We start from the raw sequence: 25,248 nt of genomic DNA on the forward strand, positions 1-25,248 counted from the left end.
TTGGCTGATTAAAACCGAATACTATGACCCGAATTTTCAGAATCTTTTGTTTTTCTCTGTTAATTTTTTCATCAAATCTTTTTGCGCAACCATCCCAAAGCCGGGATCGGGTAACGTTGGAGGATATATGGCTGTATTATCGCTATTATCCGCGAACACCTTCAGAGTTTCGCTGGATGAATGACGATAATTTTTATTCCGTGCTGGAGGAAGATAAGGCCATCTCCCGATATTCCATAGGGGATGCGAAAAAAGTGGATGAAGTACTTTCCCTCGACGGTCTGGAATTTGTGGAGCCTGCCTCCGTACAATCTTATGAATTTAGTGCTGATGAAAATCAGATTTTATTGAAGACCATGGTTGAGCATATTTACCGGCATTCGACCCGGGAAGTGTGTTTTGTGGTCAACCGGATTTCGCGAAAAGTTCAGCCGGTGATGGACCAGAAGCCGGTCAGCAACCCGATCTTCTCTCCTGATGGTACAAAGCTAGGCTATGTATTTGAAAACAACCTCTACTATCTGGATATTGAAAGTGGCCGAACGGTTCAAATTACACAGGATGGTGTGCCCAATCGGATTATCAATGGCGCTACGGACTGGGTATATGAAGAGGAATTCGCTTTTGAGAAAGGATTTGCCTGGTCTCCCGATGGCAACCGTATTGCATTTTATCGTTTTGACGAAGGCGATGTGGAAGAGTTTGTCATGCCTGTATATGGGACGCTGTATCCTTATCAATACAAATATAAATACCCGAAGGCTGGAGAAAAAAATGCAGTGGTAAGTATCCATGTGTACGACCTGTTGCAGCAGACAACGGTAATGGCGGATGTGGGCCCGGAAACGGATCAATATATTGCCCGAATCAAGTGGACACAATCATCTGACGAACTGGCTGCCATGCGTCTCAACCGTTTGCAAAATCAGGTAGATGTGTTGCTTATACAGGCGAAAACCGGCCAATCATCGGTTATCCTTACGGAAACCAGTGATACATACATTGAAGAGGCTACTGACGATAAATGGTATTTTCTGAAGGATAGTGAAGATTTTCTCTGGCTGAGTGAAATGGATGGATATAACCATATTTACCGGTATGGCAGAGATGGGAAAATGAAAAAAGCCCTTACATCCGGTAAATATGAAGTATCCAGGATGTTGGGTGTTGATGAAACCAACAATACCGTTTACTATCTTTCAAAAGAAGTTTCTCCTTTGGAAGACCATTTGTACGCGGTACATCTGGATGGGAAGAAAAAAACAAGGTTGACCTCAGAGAAAGGCATGCATGATCCTGTATTCAGTTCTGCTTTCAATTATTATGTGGATACGTATAGCTCGATTGAAAGACCTGGAACTACGGAGCTCTGCGACAACAAAGGCAAGGTCATCAAGGAGCTGGAAAATAACCGGGCGCTGTCAGACCGGGTGAAAGGATTAGCTATCCGGGAGCCTGAATTTTTTACTTTCAAGACTGGAGAAGGCGTATCATTGGATGGATGGATGATCAAACCCAAAGATTTTTCTCCTGATAAGAAGTATCCTGTATTGATGTTTGTGTATGGGGGCCCGGGAGACCAACAGGTGCTGAATGCATGGGGAAATGGCGATCCGTTTAACTATATGTGGCACCAGATGCTGGCGCAAAATGGCTATATTGTCGCTTGCGTAGATAACCGGGGAACGGGAGGTAAGGGGCGTGCTTTTCGGGATGTGAGCTATGCCAATCTCGGAAAATACGAGACGATTGATCAACTGGAAGCTGCCAAATATTTTGCCAGTCAGGCGTTTGTGGATGAGAGCCGAATCGGAATTTGGGGGTGGAGTTATGGGGGCTATATGACGTCTCTGTGTATGACTAAAGGGAATGGGCTTTTTAAAGCTGGTATTGCTGTAGCACCTGTGACCAACTGGCGGTTTTACGATACGATTTATACAGAAAGGTATTTGAAAACGCCTCAGTTAAATCCAGAAGGTTATGATGACAACTCTCCACTCAATTTTGCCAAAGATCTGAAGGGATCTTATCTGCTTATACATGGCACAGCTGACGATAATGTACATGTACAAAACTCAATGGAGTGGGTGAATGCATTGGTTGCCGCCAACAAACAATTTGACATGTTTTTTTACCCCAACCGGAATCATGGGATATATGGTGGATATACGAGGTATCATCTATATCGGATGATGACAGACTTTATTTACAAAAATCTTTAGTAAGAGTATATAAAAAGCAAAGCGGCTGTTCTTCCCAGAGCAGCCGCTTTTTGTATGCGAATAGCCAGCGAGCGATCAATCTTCGCTGTTTTCGTATTCCTCGTCTCCGCCTTCATCTTCGCCATCTTCAGACTTTTTCCTTTTACGGAGCCTTCGTTTGAGTTTGGCGAGTGGGCCGCTGGGGTTTTTCTTGGCCGCATGATAGACTTCCATGCGTTTTTCCTCTTCTTTGGAAAAATACAGCGTAATCATTTCATCGACGGTAATAATGAATTCAGGTTCATAAGCACGTACGAAGAACATCTTGTCTCCTTCTTTCTGCTTGATCTTTTTGGGGTTTTGGTTATATCTGAACTGATATTCCATGGAGATCAGGGAAGAAATATTGACGAGGTCTTTGTGGTCGTATTCTACCCCCAGTACCTGAAGTCTTTTGAGCACAGAAGTAAGGCGTACACCGCCGCGGTCATTACCACCAAACCGGTTGTAGCCACCTCCTCCGCCACGGTTATAGCCACCGCCCCGGTTGTTGTTATAGCCGCCCCGGTTATTGTTGTATCCTCCGCCCCGATTATCGTAGCCTCCGCGATTTTCATAGCCGCCACGGTTTTCATTGTTTCCGCGGTTGTCATAGCCGCCACGGTTTTCATAACCCCCGCCCCCGCGGTTTTCATTATTTCCGCGATTTTCCGTATTCCCCCGATTGTCGTAGCCCCCGCGGTTGTCATAACCGCCCCGGTTTTCATAACCTCCGCGGTTGTCGTTGTTTCCGCGATTGTCATTGTTTCCGCGGTTGTCGTAGCCTCCGCGGTTTTCATAACCGCCACGGTTTTCATAGCCTCCGCGATTTTCATTACTCCCCCGGTTGTCATAGCCACCACGGTTTTCGGTATTTCCGCGGTTGTCATAGTTGCCACGGTTTTCGGTATTTCCGCGGTTGTCATAGTTGCCACGGTTGTAGTTATTTCCCCGATTATCGTAGCCGCCGCGATTGTCATTGTAACCCCGGTTGTTATAGCCACCCCCGCGATTGTCGTAGTTACCGCCCCGGTTGTCATAGCCGCCTCTGTTACCATAATTGCCGCGGTTGTCATAATTTCCACGGTTTTGGTAGTTTCCGCGGTTATCATTATACCCTCGGTTTTGATAATTCCCACGATTGTCGTTGGTGTCCCGGTTTTCTCCGAGGTTACGGTCGTTGGTCGTATTGTTGTTTTCGTCCCGGTTCCGATCTTCAAAGCGGTCATTATGTTCATCCCGCCCCTGATTTTCTTTTTTGGGTTGTTGTTCGTCCCGGTTTTGGTTGTGGTCTTTAGGATGGTCGTTGTCGTGCATGGTGGAAACCATTAATTTTAGCTGATAATTAATTTGAACTATACTCCGAATCTAATACGAAATTTCCCTTCTTAAAAAAAAATAGGGGATAATTTCAAAAATTTACTTACGGGTGTGCTGTTATTCTTCTTCTAATAAAGTATAAAGTACGTCTGCTATATTGCGGTTATTACTTAACCGGGGAAACTTATTTTGACCGCCCAATTTACCGATAGATTTCATATAATCCCTGCAAGCATTTATCCTTAATCGTTTCACCTGAGCCATCCTTAATATATTTCCTTCTCTAAGGTCATTGTAATATGCATTTTTTTTTCGAAGACTTTTATCTAAAACGTCAGTAAATCTTTGAAAATTGTCAGGCGGACGGACAAATTCGATCAGCCATTCGTGTGCAGACGCTCCTTTTTCGGTACTAAGTAGCGGAGCGACCGTAAATTCATGAAACTCGGCCCCCGTGACGTGTGAGGCTTCCATTATGGCTGCATTTACTTCTTCAGAGATTACGTGTTCTCCAAATGCACTGATAAAATGTTTCACTCTTCCCGAAACCCGTATCTTCCATGGGTTTACAGATGTGAATTTTACCGTATCCCCGATATCATACGCCCACAATCCAGAGTTAGTGGAAATGATGAGGGCATATTGTTGATCTACTTCGACTTCTTCAAGCGTCAGGCGGGTAGGTTGAGGGTTGCCATATTCTTCGAGCGGGATAAATTCGTAAAACACGCCATAGTCAGGCATTAACAGCAGCCCATTGTCTTTTTGTGTTTCCTGTATGGCAAAAAACCCTTCAGAAGCCGGGTACAATTCTGCAATATCGACTTTCCCCTTAAAATAACGGTCAAATATGGGTTGGTACGGCTGAAAATCCACACCTCCCTGAACAAATAGCGACAGATTGGGCCATACTTGCAGGGGTTGTTTGCCTGTTTGGTTTTCCAGTTCTTCGAAGAGCATCTGTACCCAAGGGGGAATGCCGGAAATCAGGCGCAGGTCTTGTTTGCTGACCTCCGAAACGATCGTTTTTACTTTCGTTTCCCAGTCTTCGATAATATTGGTCTCATAACCGGGTACCCGGTTTCGCTGCAGGTAGGCCGGTACAAAATGGTTGACAATGCCTGAAAGCCTTCCTGTCTGTATGCCATAGTCATTTTTTTCGATTTCCGGACTTCCTGACAGAAACATCATCTTTCCATCGAGAAAATCTGCTTTGCCTGTTTCGGCCATGTACATCATCAGGGTATCACGTGCGCCGCCAATTTGGTTTTTGATAGAATCGCGGGTGATAGGGATATATTTGGTTCCTGAAGTTGTGCCTGATGTTTTTGCCAGGTAAAGCGGTTTCCCCGGCCAGGAAATATCTGATTCACCGTGATAAATGCGATCCAGCCATGGGCGGGACAATTCATAATCTCTGACAGGGACAGCTTGCTGAAAGTCCTTGTAGTTTTTGATGAGGTGAAAATGATGATTTTTGCCGAATACCGTTTGGCTGGCTTTTTGGATCAGGTGCTGAAATGTGCGAGCCTGTATTTCTACAGCTCTTGATTTATTTTGGTGAATCTGGCTGGCCCGGTATTTTGCCCAGGTAATACCAGCCAAGGTTTTTATGCCCATTTGGCAAATGTAAAAAATCTGGTGGTTACAGAAAAACAAACGCCTTCGTAGTCAACTGAAAGAGACAACGAAGGCGGCGGAAAGCAAATCAGCCAACAAATGACGTAAGATTGTAAACGGATACAATCAGGAGGTGGCCTTTTCCAGCGTTTCCACGAGTTGAGGAAGTGATTCCATTTGAGATACCTCAGAAATACGCTCAGCGAGAGATTTGATCTGGCTGTTGTATTCTTCGAGCATTTTTTTGCCTTTTTTCGTGATTGTCACCATAATAGACCGGCGGTCGTCTTTGGAGTTCACTCTTTTTACGAGATTAAGTTTTTCAATCTTATCGACAAGACTGGTAAGCGTGCTAAACTTAATTTTAAACTGTTCGCCTACGGCTTTCATTCGCTGTGGACCAAAGTCTTCGATATACAGGATGATTTCCATTTCATTGGCAGAGATCTTGTATCTTCTGCGGATTTCGTTTTGATGCTGCCGGAAAGCGTCCCGCATTTGCAGCAATTGTTTTTCAAGGTTAGAGGATTCTTGCAAGTTGTTCATATCGCTCCTGCTGATTTTTGTCATTAGTGTTTTCTAAAATTGACTTAAAGACATAGTATTTGAAACTATTTTCAGATAAAATAGTTACCGGATTAGATTCATTTCAGAATTTAAAGTATTAAGCTTTTAGTAATAAACCACAAATTGGTAATTTTTCTTCAATATAAAAGACTGATGTTATATATACGATAAGAACGTAGGAAAAGTGGTTAGGGTTGTACCAATCTGCCTGAAAGTTGAATGAAAAATAGCCTTTTCCGTAATAAACGTACTTTCGGCAGGACGGGCTTGAAAAAAATATATAACTAATTGGTTAACAATTAGTTATTAGCACCCACTTTTTTCTCCCGCTTTCGTGTGGCTGTACACTACATTTTGCGGATTTTATCTGACTAAAACTATCAGAAATTGTGTTTTGTTGGAAAGGGTTTATTTTCTTTTAAACCAGTATTTTAATTTTTTAAGCCAGGATGTCGGGACAAGAAGTTCTCCTATCAATTCACTTACATCCTGATATCTTTCCGCAGGTTGTTTGCGGAGGGACTTAAAAATAGCCTTGGAAATACTTCTGGGATAATTGTGGGTGGTTGCACGAAGTGTTTTGTGCATATCATCTACGGTAAGAAACTCCTGTCCTGCAATCGTGGTACCTGTAAGAATTTCAAAGTAAATGGCTCCTAATGAGTAAATATCCGTTTGCCGGTTTACACTCGAAAAACCCTGTATTAACTCAGGTGCGAAGTAGTCTTCAAGTTTTTCTGTGCGGTCGCGGATCTGTACAAGCTCTGGAATATCAAAGACGATGTTGGAAGAACGGGAAAGGTCGGTGAACATAAAATCGGTAATCTTGGGCGTACCTTTCTGGTTAAACAGAATCTTTCGGGTTTTCAGATTCCCATGTATGATGCCTTCCCTTGGCGTACCTGTTTCATCTTCAAAACTGGTTTTATGCGCAGCTTCCAGTCCGGCAGCCAGTTGAAGGGCCAGTTCGAGAAATACTTTATAATCCTCCCGGTATGGCTGATAGTCGATTTTGTCGAGTCGTTCGCCTCTAACAATTTCCATTGCCATATACAATCGCTTTTGGCCGTATAGGGTGAGTTCCCCTACATCATAAAAATCCATCACATTGGGATGTTTGATAGATGCCAGTCCTTTGCTCCCGGCCACGAGGGCTGATTTGACGAGCTCATAACCTTTGAGGACATTATGGGTGATCTTGATAGCCCGCTCTTCGTTCATTTCTGTATGAAGGGCCTTGTATACAGCACCCAACGAGCCATTCCCCAAAAATTCTGTGATGCGGTAGTTGTTGAATTCTTCTCCCAGAAAAGCCTCAGATGAAATTTCTTTTTGTGCTTCCGGCTCTTTAAGCTCATGAAATAGTCGCCATTGTGCGGGGAACCAACTGGCATTCTCTTGCAAAAACAGTCGCCAGGGCAGATCTCCTGATTCGGGGACTTTTTCTTCATCTTCCCAGAAAATGCTGCGGTGAGTTTCTGATTTGCCAAAAGCTTTGTCTCCATAGGTTCCCAGTAGCATACCTTCTGCTTCCTGGAATGCTTCCTGTATGCTTGCTCCGCCTGCGAGTCCGTGATAAAAGGTTTCTGAAAACTGCAGAGCCTGAGCGTCAAGAATTTTTCGGGATGTCGCAATCACTGCAGGGATTTTTTCCGCCAGCAGAAGTTTGCCATGCTCTTCTGTCGCACATCCATTCAGAAATACGAGCTTCAACCCGTCCTGCGCCCCCAAAAAACGCGCAAGCCCGAGTGAAAAGAAGGATTGGTTGTTGCCGGTATCAGTTTCCAGCCATAGCTCGTCTTCATCAGCATGACCTCCATAGTGAAAAATCCAGATTCGGTCCTGATACCATTCATCCTGAAATACAGCCGCAATCTCTTCCTGCGTCGCAGAAGGAAGGATTTTTAGCTGACATCTGCCTTGCTGAATGGCGGGTTCGAGGGCATTCATGATTTTTTTCATCTCGGTTGTCAGTTTCCGGAGAAATCCATCCTGACTGCGCTCATTGGCAAAGGCTAGAAAGATGACGGGTATTTTTGGTTTTTGCAGAGACATGTTGTGATGTTTGATACCAAGTAAGCAAATTTGGTACGCATTTCAATAAAAAACGGGCAACAAAGGTAAAACCCGTGTTGCCCGAAAAAATATATTTGAACAGATTTTTAGGTCTGTTGCTTATTCGACAGAAATTCTGCGGATTACCTGACGGTCGCCAGCGGTAACCTGAAGCAGATAGATGCCTTTTTCTTTTCCTGTAAGGCTGATTTGTTCGTTTACATTCAGCACATTACCCAGGTTGAGCGATTGTACCTGCTGGCCAACGAGGTTGAATACAGATACCGTAACCGGAGAAACTTTGTCAAGTGTAAGTTCAATATTGAATACACCGGCACTGGGGTTAGGATATACATTCAGCGCTTCGTTGAGAAGATCATCTTTCAGGCTGGTAAGGATCACTGAGATTTGCTGTGTGGTTGTATCTGAAGAACCACAGCTCGTTACTATCAGTGAAACGGTATAGTTGCCGCTTGCTGCATAGGTATGAGTCGGGCTTTGTACGGTCGAAGTATTTCCATCGCCAAAATTCCAGCTCCATGAATCAGCAACAGAGTTGTCAACAAAGGCGACAGCACCACCATTCTGAGACCCTACTACAAAGTTTGCATCTGCGGATGCACCTGATGTAAAAGTAATGGTTGCGGAGTCAATACAAGCAGAGGAATAACCCAGGATCAGACCATATACTTTGGGAGAATAGCTTGTCCCGCCATCGGAATAAGTATGTGTAGGTGTATTTCCATAGGCATCATTACCATCACCAAAATCCCAGAAGAAAGTGGAGTCAGGCGTACTGTTAAAGTAGCTGTCGAAGGACAACACATTGTAAAATCTGCTGTTGAAGATGGAAGACGAGGTGTTTGTGAATGTCAATGGCGTATTCTGGGGGACACAACCTCCGGCAGGCGCGCCTATTCCGGCAGTAGCATCAAAAGAAACAATCGGCTCTATCAGCAGGTCTGCATCAAAGGTGGTTCCGCTAATATTTACACCGGCACCAGATACCCAGTTTGCACCAAACTGCGCAAATCCAAGGTTTTCGCCTGCACCGTCTCCGGCTGTCCAGTTGCTGGTAACGGCCAAAAGACTGATTGCTGAAGGGTTGGAAATAGCAACAAGGTAAGGCGTTGCGACAGTTACCGGAGTGGTAAAGATGACAGTTCTGCGAAAGTCAAAAATAGTAGCACCGGAAGTAGTATCTACTTTGATTACAGCTGATGCCAGCACTGTATTGGGGGTGGAGTCTGTTTTTGCGTCAAAAAGAGTACAGGTAATATTCAGGGTATCATTATTGGCGGAGTTAGTGAATCCATAAAAATTGAACCCGTAAATAGTGACCGGATGCAGAGGTACATCAAAATACTGAGCCAGGCCGACTGCGGAAGTGGCATTATTGAGGTTCAGGGCATTGGCAGCTGAAGCTTTGAACAGCGTATATTGGTTGGTATCAGGACCACAGGTAGCTGTCCGTGCCATTTCGCGCAAATCTGAAACACGCGCAGTGTTTTTGACGACAGGAAACGTTTTTCCGGCTGACTCAATGCTCTGTGCCTGAACACCAATCGTTGCGATCATGATTGCCAGAAAGAGTGGTAAAAAATTCTTCATAAAAATGTTTTTTAAGATAGATAAAGGTTGATGTTTGTCCGTGCAAAACAATTAATAATATTTTATTAAATCAAAAGCTTAAGTCTATATTTCTTGAAGTGCAGATTACCCTACATTTTAGTGTACACATCCACATTTTGGGGTCATAAATCCATGCGTTTCCCCGTGCCAGTCAAAGGCTTCTGAGGATCTTCCGTTTTCCCAGTAGAAAGGCAATCTTTTTCGCTCATAATTGCCGGTTTCATTGAGCGTTGCCGGATCATATAGCCTTCCGTTCAACATTACATAGTGTATCTGCTCGGTATTTTTGATGTTTTCCAGTGGATTGGCATCCAAAATCACAAGGTCGGCGAGTTTTCCTTTACTGATCGAACCCAACTGATCTCCCATACCGATATAGTCTGCGCCATGCTGGGTAGCAGCTCTAAGCGCTTCGAGATTGGTCATTCCACCCATTTGAAGCATCCACAATTCCCAATGTACCCCCAGTCCTTCGAGTTGTCCGTGTGCACCCAACTGAACCCGGCCGCCTGCATCCAAAAGTCTTTTACAGCCACGGCTGTTTTCTACAAATGCTTTGTCCCACTCTTCATCGGGGAGCATGTCTCTTCTTCTGGACCGGGCGTCAATCATGGCCCGTGGGGTAAAGCTCAGGAGGCGTTCATTTTCCCAGACATGGGTTTTTTCGTACCAATAATCTTCTCCCCAGCGACCACCGTATCCCACAATCAGGGTAGGTGTGTAGCCGACTTTACTTTCTGCCCAAAGCCGCGTAACGTCGCCGTAAAATGGATTGACAGGAATAGAATGTTCGATCCCCGTATGCCCATCCAAAATCATGGACATATTGTGATAAAAAGTGGATCCACCTTCCGGATAGACCATCATATGCAGGGCTCTTGCTGCTTTGATCACCTGTTGGCGCTGATCTCTTCTGGGTTGGTTATAGCTTTTTACCGAAAATGCACCTACGGCTTTCAGCCGGCGTAAATGACTCAAAGCATCTTCATACGAGTTGATCAATGCTTTGAAGTCTCCATCTGCACCGTAGAGAATCGTTCCGGTTGAATAGATTCTCGGCCCGGTCATAATTCCTGCTTTAACCATTTCTGACTGGCTGAAAACCATTTCTGTGTCATTGGAAGGGTCGTGGGTGGTCGTAACTCCGTAAGCCAGATTGGCAAAGTATGACCACTGCTGTTGGGGGGAAATGCCATTGTAGCTCACCCCCGGGTGCGCATGTACGTCAATCAGTCCGGGAATAATGGTTTTCCCCTCACAATTAATCACTTTTACATCTTCCGGAAATTTCCGATCTCCTTCTCCCAACCGTGTAATGATATTCTTTTCTACCAACACATATCCTTTCCCGATCACTTTGTCTCCATCCATTGTGACAATTCGGGCATTCACAAAGGCGATTTTCCCCTGGGGGATGTCGGTAGTCAGCTGAAGACCTATCGCCAGTCCGGTTGTGTCTATCGCCGGTAACGTATCCGGCGCACCTTCCACGAAGTCAAATGAGTTCCGAATCTCTCTGGAAAAATACTGCGGTCCCAGCACCCAATGAAGTGTTTTGCTGTCTCCCGACCAATGAAGGGATGTCCCGGCATCTCTGGTTACCTTTTTTACCGGGATTGCTTTTGTATTGCCCGACAGGTCAATCGCTTTCCCGACCATTGGGAACGGGATCATATATGCCTGAAACAATTCTGTAAAGGCCAGCCATTTTCCGTCAGGGCTTGGGCAAAATTGATTTGCGTATTGTGAGGAAAATATGGTCTGCGCTTCTCTTGTTTCCAGATTCATCGCCCAATACTGGTTGCCTCTCTGGAAATAAATATATTCGCCATCGGGGCTAAAGCGGGGAAATTCACCTCCGTCGCCAATAAATTTGGGTGCAGCATTTCCGTCTGCGGGTATGAGGTATACGCCCGGGTTTTTGCCATAGGTCGTCCCCAATACTGTATTGCCCCGTCCTTTCCGAAAGACAATTTGTTTTCCATCACCACTAAAGGTAGGTGAATGGTAAAATCCTTTCTCTGAGGTAAGTTTACGTGCCGGTGATCCTGAAGCACCGACTTCTTTCACGAAAATCGCACCGGTAGCGGTGTCGCTCCATGTTGTATACACAATTGATTTTCCGTCATTGCTAAATGATGGCTCAAACTCAAAATGAACGTCATTGGTGAGCCGGTAGGGTTTTCCGTCTGGCAGAGATTTGAGGTAAATATGGCCGGCAGCATTAAATGCGAGCAGTTTTCCGTCGGGAGAAGTGGTGGCATGCCGGATCATTTTTGCCTCAAAAGTTTCGGGCGACACCTCCTGCCTGAAAAGTACAGGTTCTTCCAGCATTTGTCTGACCTCGGCCTGGAAGGGAATTTCCGTTGCCGTAAAATCCTTTGTATTTACTTTCATAAATTTGCCTTTGCCGTAAATGACAATGTGTTGGTTGTCGGGCATCCAGGCAAAATTGGGATAAACACCAAAAATGGCCCAGGTTTCCTGCTGGTCTTTGGTGAGATCGTCGTATACCGGCCATTCCTCGCCGGTGGCGAGGTTGTGTAAATACAAAACCGTTTTGGTGCGGACCCTTTTGACAAAGGCCAGGGTTTTTCCATCTGGTGAAATTGTAGGGCGAAATGCACTACCTGGCCCGCCTGTGATATTTTCGATTTCGCCATTCTGTCTGTCATAGCGGCGAATCATGTATATCATACCGTTTGGGTCTTTGTTGTACTCAAAGCTAGAGCCTCCGCTCATGTCTTCGCTGTAATACACATATCGCCCGTCAGGCGATACAAATGGTTCTCCTGCATCCTGCTGGTCATTTTTTCTTTTTGTGAGCTGGATACCGCTGCCGCCGCTGATATGATATAGCCACATTTCTCCGGCACCCAGCGACCGGGTGGCGGTGTAATGTTTTCTCGCTACAAAATATTGCCCGTCAGGTGTCCAGACGGGATTATTCAACAGCCGAAAATCTTCTTTCGTAAGTTGTTTCCGGTTGGATCCATCGCGATCCATTACCCATATATTATCGCCACCCGATCTGTCGCTGGTAAATAAAATTCGTTTTCCATCGGGACTGAAACGAGGTTGAACCTCATAAGGATTACCCCCTGAGATCAGGGTGGCTTTCCCTCCTGCCAGCGGGAGGATATAAATATCACCTAACAGGTCAAAAACTATTTCTTTCCCATCAGGGCTCACATCGAGATTCATCCATGTACCTTCACTGGCGGTAAACCGCAGTTCGTGAGCGGGGCCATGGGTAGCTGCAACATCCCATTTTTCAGATTCAGCCTTATTTTGGCCCTGAAGGGATATCACTGGGATAGAAAGTACAAAAAGGTAAAAAAGTTTTCTCATCGGTTTATGGCTAATGATTTGGCTGACAAATGTACGCCAGGGGAATAAAATACCCTAAATTTTGAGAAAGGAATCACCCATACAACCCTGAATAGTTTTTTTGCCTCTTTGGATCACTGCGAAAATTTGGTAAGCGGATACGAACTGTCGTAACTTGCAGGAGGATTTATCAATATGCACAAAAAGCGTTTTCTCCAGACAGGATTGTTGTTCCTGATCATCTCAGGTTGGTTGACCGCCGGGCTGTATGGACAGCCGGGCAAACCGGTAGTCAATGATACTGCGCAGTCTAAAAGGGTGAAAATTCTTCATGCATCGATTCTTAGTTACCTCAAGTCTAAGGAGGCTATATTTGAAAAACTCGTTGGGCGCGTGGAAATGATGCAGGATTCGACACTTTTTTTCTGCGATAGCGCATATTTTTATGAGACAGATCACCGGTTGGAAGCCTACAGCAGGGTGAGAATAGAAATGCCTGACAGTGTATTTCTTTATGGAGATAAGCTTACGTATGACACCGAGTCTAAAATTTCGGAGGTGTACCGCAAAATTAAGCTCACCAATCAGGATGTCGTGCTCACCACAGACCGGCTGACTTATTTCCGAAATGAAGATTATGGGTTTTATCGGGAAGGAGGAAAAATGGTCGATGGGGACAATGTGCTCACTAGTATTCACGGGTATTATTATCCCAGGAAGGATATGGCCTATTTTCGCGATAGCGTAAAGCTTGTAAATCCTGACTATGTACTGACAACCGACACATTGGGATATGATACTGAGAATAAAATTTCCTATTTCCTTACCAAAACTTTTATCACAAGTAAGGATGGGGAAATCGAAACGGAGAATGGGAATTATGACACAGACCGGGGCATTGTTAACCTTTACTCGCGCTCCATTGTGCGGGACTCTTCATATTTGCTGGTAGCAGATACCTTGACATACTTCGACAAAAGAGATATGGGGTTTGCGCGCGGAAACGTTCTCGTTTTTCAGGACGATTCTTCCCTTCAGATACGAGGCGGCCTGGCGGAGTTTAACCGGAAAACCGACGAGAGCTGGGTAACGCGGGAGGCGGTTGCCATTCATTTATTTGACGATGACACACTATATATGATGGCAGATACGCTTTTCTCGATCAAACAAAAAAAACTGATTCGAAAGCGATATGATGCGCCAGTACGGCCAGATACTTTGTCACAGATCATGCCTGATTCGGCTTCAAATAGGGATATGATCCGCTCTTCCGATTCGGTTGCCGCTGATTCTTTGGCCGCTGATTCCGTAGTTTCAGATACGATCACTGCACGGGCGGTTTTTGTCGATACATTGGAAATGGACGAGGTAAGAAATATGGTGGGCCCAATGCAAACCAATGATGAGCTGTATGAAGTAGATACAGTAGAAATACGATTATTTAAAGCATACAACAATGTCAGATTTTTTATGAATAATATGCAGGGGCGGGCGGATTCGATGGTGTATTTTTACGATGATTCTGTGATGTATTTGTATCATGACCCGGTATTATGGTCAGATGAGAATCAGCTCACCGGAGATACCATCATTATCTGGATGAAAAATGAAAAAGCTGATTCTATGTGGGTGGGAAAAGATGGCTTTCTCGCCAGCCGGGAAGATACTGTCGGGTATAATCAGGTGAAAGGCAAAGAGATGCGCGCAAAGTTCAAGGATAATGAGTTATATCGGATGCACATTATTGGAAACAGTGAAAGCATTTATTTTGCTAAAAATGAAGACGATACGACGCATATCTATTATGAAGGAATGAATAAGGCGCTGGCGCAGGAGATGGTCATGTATTTTCGGGATAATGAAGTCAAACGAATTGTATTTCTTTCCCAGCCGGAGGGGACATATTCGCCATTTTTTAAGGTAATCTTTGAGGCGAATGCATTAGATGGATTAAAATGGCGAATCACAGAACGTCCGGAAAAACCTTCAATTTTCAAATCTGAAACAATTCCCGGCACAGAAGAAGTCCCAACTGAGGATGTCCCAACTGAAGAAGTTCCAACGGAGGAAGCGTCGGTACCCACAGACGAAACGCCAGTCTCTCCGCCGGCAGAACGTCCTACTCGACGATTACAAAACGCTTCCGAACCTCCTCGGCCGGAAAAGCATTAAAGTGCCACCATTCGGAAAGGATTACCTCAAAGCCCGCAGCTTTCATTGCATTTCGCAAAAGCCAGCGGTTTTGTAACTGTGTTTGGGTAAGTTCTCCTTTTTTCAAATAATCCATTTCATAACGTGGCTGTGCTTGCGGCCCAAAAAAATCAAACGGCGTACCCATATCAACCAGACCCGTATCCAGGTGAATCAGGCTCAGGTCAACTGCCGCACCGTAGTTGTGCATGGAACCAATACCGCCCGGAGGGGCGACATAAGGTTGTTGAGGTGTGCCTTTAACAATTTTCCACATTTTATGTTGAACGGACCTGGGCCTGACACAGTCAAATACGATCAGGCTTAGCGAAGAATCTTTCTCCTTGATAATTGTTTGAACTTTGAGAAGCATATCAGCTACCTCTGGTTGCAGATAACACTTATCAAAATCTTCATAAACATCTTCATGAAGAAAGTTGTCTGTAGTTGAATATTTGATATCAGTCTGAATTCCGGGATCCCTTTGCAAAATATTCACCAACCCCTGAGCGATCAGATTGCGCTCCAACTGAGAAGTATCCGGAACGGACTTCACTGAAGCCATATTGCCGGAAAGGAGTGAATCGTCAATAGCGGTCACTTCCAGAGAATCGCTATGCTCTTTGAGTAGAAGCGTATCTTTAGAAGCTGGAGACTGGCCCGACTGTTGGTGATCCCTGCTACAGGAAGCCCCCATCATCAGCAGGCACAAAATGCAGACAGAAAAGAAAATATATCTCATGCGCGAAGTATCAACGCGCAAAGATAGGAATAATCCAATCGCTAATTTTTATCCTTAAGTTTTATCATCTGCTGTTGGATCTCCATGACAATACTTGAAAGCTTTTCCAAAGAAATTTCAGGGTTGGGGAAATCATCACTCAGAAACATTTTGGCTTTCCACAATTCCCTGACTTCAGATATGTTAATATCATATGGGGGGTAAGCCGTATTATCTGAGCGTAGGTTAAGTACCGGTGATTGTTCCAGATCAGCCTGAACATAAACACGCTTATACACAACGCCTTCTGTTTCAGAAACTACAATATATGTTTGTCCGTTTTTGATCTCCCGCCAATTCTGAAGATATTCACCGATAATGACGGTTCCAGATTTCAGTGGCAGCATGGAGTCCCCTTTGATTTCGAAGGCGCGAAATGTTCCTGCTCCCAACATGGGAAGCTGGAATTTGGTTAAATCTTCAATGTATTCCGGATCAGCATACCCGTTGAGATACCCGGCAGATGCCTTTTGAGGGACAAATTCTATGTTTTCACGCCCGCGGGAGTCAAGCGTAATCGGCAGGACACGGAGCGATTTCCCTTCGATATCAACCTGACCCTGCCCGGGGTAGCTGTGCATTTCTTCCTCGGAAAGGCCCGAAATATCTTCTTTTACCAGGAGATCAATAGAGACATTAAAAAAGTCCGATATCCGCTCCAGTGTTTCATATTTGGGCGTCGCACGGCATTCTTCGTAGGCACCTATGGAAGATCGGCGAATCGCCAGATGATTAGCCAGCTCCTGTTGGGTGAGCCCCTTCATTTTGCGAAGGTACTTCAGGTTTTTCCCAATGATTAACTTATCTTTTTCACTCATGATTTGAAAATTAAATCACTAATCCGTTTAGCACTCGGGCGTAATTCTTAGCAAATTATAAAAAAATTAGTAATAAAACTAAAATGATGTGTTTTTTTTGATAATTTTTTGTTCAATATCTCCCGGACACCTGAAATCTTAGCGAACCGCTTTACTTTAAGGCGGGATTTTGGAGATTTCGTCCTATTTTTGTCCCAAAAGTCGCGCATTGCTAAATATAGATAATCTCGGAATTGAATTTGCCGGAAGGTGGCTGCTCCGCAATGCCAGTTACCAGTTTTTTCCCGGTGACAGAATCGGACTTATCGGCCGCAATGGCGCGGGTAAATCCACTTTGCTCAAAGTGCTGGCAGGTCAAATGTCCCAATCGGAAGGACATATTCATCAGGCCGGTAAAGTTCGCATTGCTTATTTTCACCAGGATCTGCTTTCCTACCATACCGACAAACCTATTTCTGATGTCGCACGTGAAGGATTTGGCCCTCTGCTAAAACTCAAGGAGGACATTGATGATATGCTGGAGCGGATGGAGGCTGGTGAAACCAGTCAGGAGGTATGGGACCGGCTGGCCGATAGTCAGGCGAGGTTTGAAGCACAGGGCGGCAACCAGATCGAAGCGCAGGTGCATAGCATTCTCTCCGGTCTTGGATTTCGTCCGGAAGAACACGAACAACCGTATTATACCTTTTCCGGTGGCTGGCGGATGCGTGTTCTTTTGGCTCAGATGCTGCTGAACAGCCCCGATGTCCTGCTGCTTGACGAGCCGACCAACCACCTCGATCTCCCTTCGATCCAGTGGTTGGAATCGTATCTTAAAAATTATCCCGGAACCTGCATCGTCGTTTCTCATGATCGATTTTTTATTGACCGCGTAGCCAATAAGATTGTGGAGATTTCTCTCAAACAGCTTCATACTTACACCGGAAACTACTCTTATTTCCTGGCAGAAAAAGCCTTGCGCCAGGAACAACATCGCCGGGCATATGACAACCAGCAGAAATTTATTGAAGATCAGGAACTGTTTATCAATCGCTTTCGCTATAAAAGCTCCAAGGCAACGCAGGTGCAAAGCCGTGTCAAACAACTTGAAAAACTCGATAGGGTAGAGCCTCCTGAAGAAGAAACCGGAAGCATGAGTTTCAGATTTAAACTGAAGGTGAATTCAGGAAAAGAAGTCCTCACGCTGTCTGATATTCATAAAGCCTATGATGGGAAAACCGTCATTGACCATACTTCGGCCACGGTGATGCGTGGTGACAAAATCGCTCTGATTGGCGCCAATGGAATTGGAAAATCTACTTTCCTGCGGGTAATGGCTGGTACTGAACCTTTTGAAGGGAACTGTAAAATTGGCCATAATGTAATTTACAGCTTTTTTGCCCAGCATCAGCTGGAAGCGCTAAACCTGAAAAATAATATCTTCGACGAAATTGCAGCCTGTGCCACCGACAAAACCGAAGCAGAATTGCGTTCGGTACTGGGTTGTTTTATGTTTTCAGGAGATGACATCCTGAAAAAAATTCAGGTCCTTTCCGGCGGCGAAAAATCTCGCGTCGCCCTTGCCAAAACCTTGCTTTCGGAAGCCAATTTCCTCCTGCTTGACGAACCCACCAACCACCTCGATATGGGTAGCATTCAGGTATTGGTACAGGCGCTCAAAGCTTTTGAAGGAACATTTGTGGTGGTTTCTCACGACCGGTTTTTTCTGCAGCAAATCGCCAACAAAGTTTGGTATGTTGAGGATCGGCAGATTAAGGAATACCCCGGAACATACGAGGAGTATGAATGGTGGCGGGAAAAACAAAACGCACCGGCTGCTGATATCCAAAAGCCTGTTCGAAATAAACAACCCGAGGAATCAATCGTTACAGAAACCCTTGATTACAGAAATCAGAAGCAGTACAAAAACAAACTTCGCAAACTGACCCGTGATCAGGAAAATATTGAGACCGAAATCAGCCGGCTGGAAACCGAAATTCATGAAGTGGAGCAGAAAATGTCGCTGCCAGAGATTGCGAGCGATTTTGACCGTCTTTTGAAAGAGCAGGAACTGCATCAAAAACTACACACCCGGCTAGAAGAAGCGACGGAAAAATGGGAGGAGATTTTATTAGAAATTGAAACGCTCGCCGGAGAGTAGAGAATTATCTGTTATACCCAATAAAAAACTCCGATCTGATGACCGGAGTTTTTTATTTGTGGGTGGCTAATGGGATTCGAACCCACGACCCCCAGAACCACAATCTGGTGCTCTAACCAACTGAGCTATAACCACCATATCCATTGCATTTTTCAATGCAGGTGCAAATATAGTTATTTGTCAATTATCTCCAACGAAGGGGAATAATTTTTGTTTCGGAAATGCAAATTTCATTTGATAATCACCTTCTCCGAACGGCTTCCTGACTCCGTACTTACCCTTACAAAGTATAATCCGGGTTTTACATCATTGGTGTAAATAAAAATCCTGCTTTTACCGGGAGGGTAGGAGGTGCTGAGATGAAACACTTTTCTACCCAGCGCGTCGAGTAATTCAGTTTTTAATTCTCTGCTTTCTGCAAGCTCAACATCTACTTTGATTTTTTCTCCAACAGATACCGGGTTTGGATACCAGCCAATAGAAATAACGTCTGACAATGTGTTTTCAACAGCAGAGGGTACAGATCTTGTCTGTGCGGTTACTGCAGAAAAAGAAATCAGGAAAAGAGCGGTAATAAACATCATGCTTTTCATAGGGGAATCTCATTTATTACCACTCAAATCCAAAATGATGCCAAACATGCCGGCAAATTTTACCATTTACCTATCGGATCAATGTCACGGTTCCGGTTCGGCTGATACTAGTTCCATCTACTCCTACCCCTTCAACCGCAAAGACATAAACGCCTTCGGGTACCGGACTTCCATTGTAGGTTCCGTCCCAGCCTGAAGCGAGATCACTCGTGCGATAGAGCAATTGTCCCCAACGATTGAATATGCTTAACTGGCCGTTGGAAATATTGGGCATATACACGAGGAATACATCGTTGTTGCCGTCATTGTTGGGAGAAAATGCATTTGGAACAAATATATCGGGCCCAAATATCACACATACTTCATTGGAGAAAGATTCTGAACCATTGCCGCCGACTTCAGTCGCGTGAATGCGGTAACAATAGGTAGCCTGGTTGAGTTTCGTGAGATTGTCTTCAAATCTGCGCTCATTGCTTCCTACGATTTCTACCAGTTCCCATACACCTGTTTGTTCATTCCGCACTTCAATTCTATAGTTCAATACGCCATTGTTCCACTGCTCATAATGACTCCAGGTGAGCTGGGGAATTTTTCCGCTTCGATCCAACTGAACATTGAGGAGAATGGTTTTTCCAAACAACCCCACTACAGATTTGTCTCCGCACTGATCAATATTAAATACACGGTAGAAATAAGACCGCTCGTCGACTTTTACATCCGTATCGGTATAAGACCGGTTATTGAGTGGGAATGTGCCAATAGAATCCCATGTCAGTCCGTTAATGGATTTCTCCAGGGTGTAAGTGCCCGGCAGATATCCGGTGTATTCCTGCCATTCGACATCAATCACCGAATCTCCCACGACAGATGCATACATCATATTTGTCGGCAGGGTGGGTTTGTTATGGCGGGGCGCATTGGCGCTGAGGTCGCTATAGGAGCGCTGGTTATTGGAAGCAAACCCTACTGCGAGTACCCGGTAAGACACGGAATCCCGGCAGAACATTTCCAGGTCAGTAAATGAAAGCACATTACCGGGAACCGTACCAATCTGAATATGATTGGCAGTATTGTAGTCATTGGCCCGATAAATTTCATACTGCCCTACAACATACCCTACATAAGGCGTCCAGGTCAGGTCAATCTGGTCAAGACCGGAGGTGGTTTCCAGGTTGATGGTGCAATGTTCTTCTGTAAGGTCAGGAAGCGAATATTCCAGACATAAATTTTGAACCAGGACTTTATAGCAATAAGAATTGTTACGGGTGTTTAGATTTGGGTTGCTTTCTGAAATAGATGTAATATTCTGATCTGTGATGGTTCCTACCAATACCAGGTTGGCGCCATCCATCCGATAAACAGCATATTCCACAAAATCAACTCCGGGGTAAGGCTCCCAGCTGATATCGACAGAATTATTTCCGGTGACACTGACATTGCGCATAATGATCGGCTCAGGGGTGACGCGGGGGTCAATAAGCAGATTAATCGCAGCGGAGGTATCAGAACACCCCAGGTCGTCGGTAATTGCGACGGTCATCAGATAATTGCCGGGCTCTGTAAAATCGATATCCAGCGTATCGACGGTTGTATTAAAACAAACCTGCTGGTTGGTGGTCAGTTCTCTGAGACACCATTCATATCCGGTAATCGGTGATGCTGAATTGGAGCTGTCTGCAAAGAAGGTAACGATCAATGGGTTACAACCCTGGGTTACGGTCGAATAGATTTTAGACTCCGGATGTCTGAGCTCTATATAATTGGTTTTGGTGACAGTGTCAGTACAACCCAGGTCATCCGTGATAATCATCGTTACGGAAAACAACCCGTCGTTGAGATAGCTATGGAGCGGATTGGCAAAACCTGTGGTGCCATTTCCATCGCCAAAGTCCCACTCCCAGGCTACCACTGTAGCATTGGTACTCAGGTCAGTGAACGTAATATCAATAGGCGAACAGCCAATGGTATCGGAAGCGACAAAGTCTCCTATGGCACCTTCCAGTGAGGTTAACGTAGTGGTGGTATCATGGGTACAACCATTCTGATCGATGATGGTAAGGGATACCGTAAGTACACCACTGGTAAGATAGTTGTGTACAGGGTTTTGGACAAAAGATGAGTCTCCGTCGCCAAACGACCATATCCAGTTGGTAATGGCCGAGTCTCCTTGTACAGAGACATCCCTGAATGGCACAGGAAATGGAAGACAGCCAATGGTATCTGCCGGAGCAATATTGGCTACCGGAAGTGAGAATACGGTGACACTGTCAGGTGAAGTCAGGGTAAATATACAGCCCTGAGCGTCCTGAAGTACGACTACGGGATCAAAGTTGCCCGGATCTAAGTAAGTATGACATACGGTAACCGTGTCGGTGGTACCCGAAAGGCCACTCATAACTACGACATTGCCATCGCGGAAGTCAAAAGTAGCAGTGGAAGCTCCGGTAGTTACTGCCTGGATACAGATGGAGTCACCCAGGCAAACTTTGGGCGGGTTGGCAACAAATGTTCCGTTGGGGCCTGCCAGCTGCACGTAGTTTTGTCTGACCAGCGTATCGCGACATCCGTCTTCATGTCTTGCAATGAGCCTGACGTCAAACTGCCCGGGCTGGAAATAAACATAAGCCGGATTTTGAAGCTGACTTACGCCAAATCCATCCCCAAAACTCCATTGCCATCCGACTACATTACCTACTGTAGAGTCTGTAAACATCGTGTTCAGCGGTGGACAAATACCTGTGATGGGATCTCCGCCGAAATTGGCGAAAAAGGGTTCTATATATACAGCATTGGGAACCACCAATGTATCTGTACAGCCGTTTTGATCCGTGGCAATAAGTGTAACTGTATAATTGCCTGTATCTGCATACGCATAGGAGGGATTTGTCAGTGTGGAGGTGCCGATGCCATCACCGAAGTCCCAGACAAAGGTCAGCCCAATACCAATAGAAGTATTGGAGAAGTTGACCAGATTACCGGCACAGGTGGAATCATCAGGGATCACAAAACCGGGTATAGGGAAAGTAACGGAAACAGCACCTGGAATGGTTTCTGTGTCAGTACAACCCAGATCATCTGTTACCGTCAGTGTTACTGCATATGATCCCGGATTATTATAGATATGTGTTGGGTTTTGAATATTGGATACAGGTGATCCATCGCCAAAATTCCAGGTCCACGCTACAGGAGTTGTCGCTGCGGTAGTAGCGGTATTATCTGTAAACTGAACGGCCAGCGGCGGACATCCGGCGGGAGGTATAGGCGCAAAATTTGCGTATGGACCTACTACCTGGATGTAGTCAGTTTTTAGCATCGTATCGCGGCAGCCAAACTGGTCTATCCCTACAAGCCGAATGTCGTAAAAACCGGTATCCTGATAAGTGAAAATCGGGTTAGGCAGTGGAGAGTCGCTGTTGCCCGGAGAAGGGATGACAAATTTCCACTGATAGGTAAGTACGTTGGATGCAATGCTGTTGAATCTTACCTGATGTGGTTTACATCCGATAAGGTCATTGGAGGTGAAATCGACAAACGGATTTCCTGCATTGATTGCAAGTGTGAAGGTATCTCTACAACCCGAGAGACTGTTTTCTATCACCTGTGATACCAGATAGGTACCTATATTGAATATTGGCAGGTCGGGTGGTGTCTGAAGTGTCGAATAAAGGTTGCCATTTACATACCACTCGTATATGTCCGCAGGCCCGATAGACAGGTCGGTAAACTGCACGGTATCCGGAAGGCTACAAATCAAAGAGTCACTTACCGTAAATTGCGCTCTGGGAGGTGAAACATATACGAGGTCAGAGATAATCAATGTATCCCGGCATCCTCTGTTATCGATAATTAATGCCACGCTATATAACCCGGTGTCTGGATAGATCGTGGTAGGCGCAGAATCCAACTGTGCAAAATTGCCCGGTGCCTGGTACTGGAAGTCCCACCAGAAATCCCAGTCAGAATTGAAGAATGTACTGGTGAACGTGATGTCTTCATTGATACAGACCGTATCCTTGTCCGCTGTAAAATTCACTGTGGGAGGGGTGCCGACCATAATGGCCGTCGAATTATTGGTCGTATCAGTACAGCCCGACTGGGTAAGAATGATCAGTTCTACATTGTAAACGCCTGGGTTATTAAATACAACTGCCGGGTTTTGGATATTCGACGTGGCCGGTGCAGCACCCGCCGGGGGGCCAAAAGCCCATTGCCAACTGACAATAGGATCATTAGGGCTGTTGGAAACGTCGGTAAATTGTACGCTCAGCGGAACACAACCTTCCGTAGGGTTTCGTGTGAACCCTGCATTGGGTGGGGCTATGGTGATGGTCTGACAGATGGAGTCTGTACAACCACTGGCATTGCTTGTGGTGAGACACACTTCAAAGGTGCCAAAGGTTGAGAAGGTATGGGTGGGGTTTTGCTGATTAGAGGTAGTGTTGTCCCCAAAATTCCAGGTCCAGATAGACGCACCCGTAGAGACGTCTGTAAAGTTGAAAGGAATACCGGGTTGGCAGTCCTGATTTCGGTCAACCGAAAACCCCGCAACCGGTACGGGAAGAATTTCTATAAAGTTTGTCTGAACAATCGTATCCCCACACTGGCTGTTGTTGGCCATCAGCGTCACGGTAAAAAGTCCAGGGGTGCTATATACGTAACTTACGGTATTTGCCGTAGAGTTTACCCCTGCATTTTCTCCAAAATTCCACCCTACACTGGATACGCCGCCCGTAGATATATTGGTAAAGGTGATGGTGTCACCGAGACAAACCTGTGTGGCACTCGCCGTAAAATCCGCTATTACCCCCCCAATTCCTATCAGATTGGGTTGAAGAAGGGTATCTGTACACCCATTAGCCGAACTAACGATAAGCGTAACATCGTATTGACCCTGTGCATTATAGGTTATGGGCGGAGGTGTGACGGCATTGGAGGATGCAGGTGTTCCGCCTGGAAACAGCCATTGATAGGTCGGGTTGGTTGCGCCGTTTACCTGAGTCGTATTGGTAAAATTGACCGTCAGGGGTGAAATACAGGCAGAGTTTGTATTGACCGAAAAGTTTGCGACCGGTGCGTCATATATTTTAAGCACATTGGGAAAAACCGAAGTTTTCTGACAGCCATTACTATTTGTTACAGTCATGACCACCCCAATCGTATCCGGAGCATTAAACGTAAACGAAGGGTTTGGACCGCTCCCCGGGGATCCGTCTGATAAAGTCCATTGAACATTGGAAATTACCCCGCCATTGGCAACAGACGTATCCGTGAAAGTAACCGTAAGCGGTACGCAACCTTCGGACGCATCCAGTACGAAACCCGGTGATGGCTGAGGAAATATCTGTATAAAACAAGGCTGAGTGATCGTATCACTCCCTTGGGCATTGGTCGCGATCAGAGTCACCGTATAACAACCCGGAGAGCTGTAGATAAATGTCGGGTTTGCCAGCGTACTCGTACCATTTCCCGGATCACCAAACTCCCATTTATAGGAAGTAGGACTTCCCGTGGATAAATTCAGAAAGTTTACAACCAGCGAAAACGGACTACAGCCAGAAGTTGTATCTGCAGTAAAGTTTGCGGTGGGTTGTGAGAAAATAGCAGAAGGAAAAACCAGGGCGAAAAGTATAGCCCATTTCAGGAACAAAAACCTTTTTACATGCATACCGGTAAAAAATAATTTTGTTTTCAAAGCTGCAAATCACAATTAATGATTCTACAGGGAATTACTTGAGCAAAACAAATTTTATGTCTGTTTGATCATTCTCAGCGATTGATCTCCCAATCAGATTATCTCTATGTTATTATTAATCAGGCAAATAATCCTTTCTGTGATTATAGCGAATGAAATAAAAACGTAAATAATGGGTAATAATTCTACAATAAGAAAGGATATTTTGAAAAAGTTAAACATCCCCAAACCAATCCTTAAAGATGTGTCTTATTCCGGGCGGATGGAAAT

At 45.1% G+C, this 25,248-nt stretch carries 13 protein-coding genes and 1 tRNA gene; 3 read left to right on the forward strand and 11 right to left on the reverse strand.

Annotated features, from left to right (window positions below; all coding sequences use genetic code 11):
• The first annotated feature begins 23 nt into the window (after positions 1-23).
• Positions 24-2,222: a S9 family peptidase gene (locus R3D00_14050; GenBank protein ID MEZ4774303.1), complete on the forward strand. Its 2,199-nt coding sequence runs from the start codon at positions 24-26 to the stop codon at positions 2,220-2,222.
• A 75-nt stretch (positions 2,223-2,297) separates the two neighbouring features.
• Here R3D00_14050 and R3D00_14055 read toward each other — a convergent pair whose 3' ends face one another.
• The 6 genes from R3D00_14055 to R3D00_14080 form a co-directional block, all read right to left on the reverse strand.
• Positions 2,298-3,557: a hypothetical protein gene (locus R3D00_14055; protein MEZ4774304.1), complete on the reverse strand. Its 1,260-nt coding sequence runs from the start codon at positions 3,555-3,557 to the stop codon at positions 2,298-2,300.
• Between the two features lie 120 nt (positions 3,558-3,677).
• Positions 3,678-5,180: a GH3 auxin-responsive promoter family protein gene (locus tag R3D00_14060; GenBank protein MEZ4774305.1), complete on the reverse strand. Its 1,503-nt coding sequence runs from the start codon at positions 5,178-5,180 to the stop codon at positions 3,678-3,680.
• Positions 5,181-5,306: 126 nt separating this feature from the next.
• Positions 5,307-5,726 (reverse strand): MarR family transcriptional regulator, encoded by a 420-nt coding sequence (locus R3D00_14065; GenBank protein ID MEZ4774306.1) that lies wholly within the window; start codon positions 5,724-5,726, stop codon positions 5,307-5,309.
• A 429-nt stretch (positions 5,727-6,155) separates the two neighbouring features.
• Positions 6,156-7,802, reverse strand: coding sequence for a protein kinase (locus R3D00_14070; protein ID MEZ4774307.1), 1,647 nt, complete (start codon positions 7,800-7,802; stop codon positions 6,156-6,158).
• Between the two features lie 120 nt (positions 7,803-7,922).
• Positions 7,923-9,413: a PKD domain-containing protein gene (locus tag R3D00_14075; protein ID MEZ4774308.1), complete on the reverse strand. Its 1,491-nt coding sequence runs from the start codon at positions 9,411-9,413 to the stop codon at positions 7,923-7,925.
• Between the two features lie 117 nt (positions 9,414-9,530).
• The gene (locus R3D00_14080; protein ID MEZ4774309.1) at positions 9,531-12,785 is read right to left on the reverse strand and encodes an amidohydrolase family protein; all 3,255 of its coding nucleotides are present in this window, start codon (positions 12,783-12,785) and stop codon (positions 9,531-9,533) included.
• Between the two features lie 174 nt (positions 12,786-12,959).
• On the opposite strand from R3D00_14080, the gene R3D00_14085 reads away from it, so the two are divergent.
• Complete coding sequence (locus R3D00_14085; protein ID MEZ4774310.1) at positions 12,960-14,936, forward strand: OstA-like protein; 1,977 nt, start codon at positions 12,960-12,962, stop codon at positions 14,934-14,936.
• On the opposite strand, the gene R3D00_14090 is transcribed toward R3D00_14085, so the two are convergent.
• Positions 14,884-15,696 carry a M15 family metallopeptidase gene (locus R3D00_14090; protein MEZ4774311.1) on the reverse strand — a complete coding sequence of 271 codons (813 nt, stop codon included), beginning with the start codon at positions 15,694-15,696 and terminating at the stop codon, positions 14,884-14,886. The genes R3D00_14085 and R3D00_14090 overlap by 53 nt on opposite strands.
• Positions 15,697-15,737: 41 nt before the next feature.
• A complete protein-coding gene (locus tag R3D00_14095) occupies positions 15,738-16,553 on the reverse strand; it encodes a LexA family transcriptional regulator (protein MEZ4774312.1) in 816 nt (271 codons plus the stop codon).
• A gap of 208 nt (positions 16,554-16,761) precedes the next feature.
• On the opposite strand from R3D00_14095, the gene R3D00_14100 reads away from it, so the two are divergent.
• Positions 16,762-18,693 (forward strand): ABC-F family ATP-binding cassette domain-containing protein, encoded by a 1,932-nt coding sequence (locus R3D00_14100; GenBank protein MEZ4774313.1) that lies wholly within the window; start codon positions 16,762-16,764, stop codon positions 18,691-18,693.
• Positions 18,694-18,754: 61 nt separating this feature from the next.
• On the opposite strand, the gene R3D00_14105 is transcribed toward R3D00_14100, so the two are convergent.
• From R3D00_14105 to R3D00_14115, 3 genes are all read right to left on the reverse strand, one after another.
• Positions 18,755-18,828 (reverse strand) — tRNA-His (locus R3D00_14105).
• Positions 18,829-18,923: 95 nt separating this feature from the next.
• Positions 18,924-19,286 carry a T9SS type A sorting domain-containing protein gene (locus R3D00_14110; GenBank protein MEZ4774314.1) on the reverse strand — a complete coding sequence of 121 codons (363 nt, stop codon included), beginning with the start codon at positions 19,284-19,286 and terminating at the stop codon, positions 18,924-18,926.
• A gap of 70 nt (positions 19,287-19,356) precedes the next feature.
• Positions 19,357-24,951, reverse strand: a complete 5,595-nt coding sequence (locus R3D00_14115) for a PKD domain-containing protein (GenBank protein MEZ4774315.1) — start codon at positions 24,949-24,951, stop codon at positions 19,357-19,359.
• Positions 24,952-25,248 lie beyond the last annotated feature (297 nt).

It is taken from the genome of Bacteroidia bacterium (genome assembly GCA_041391665.1).
In the GTDB taxonomy this organism is placed as follows: domain Bacteria; phylum Bacteroidota; class Bacteroidia; order J057; family J057; genus JAGQVA01.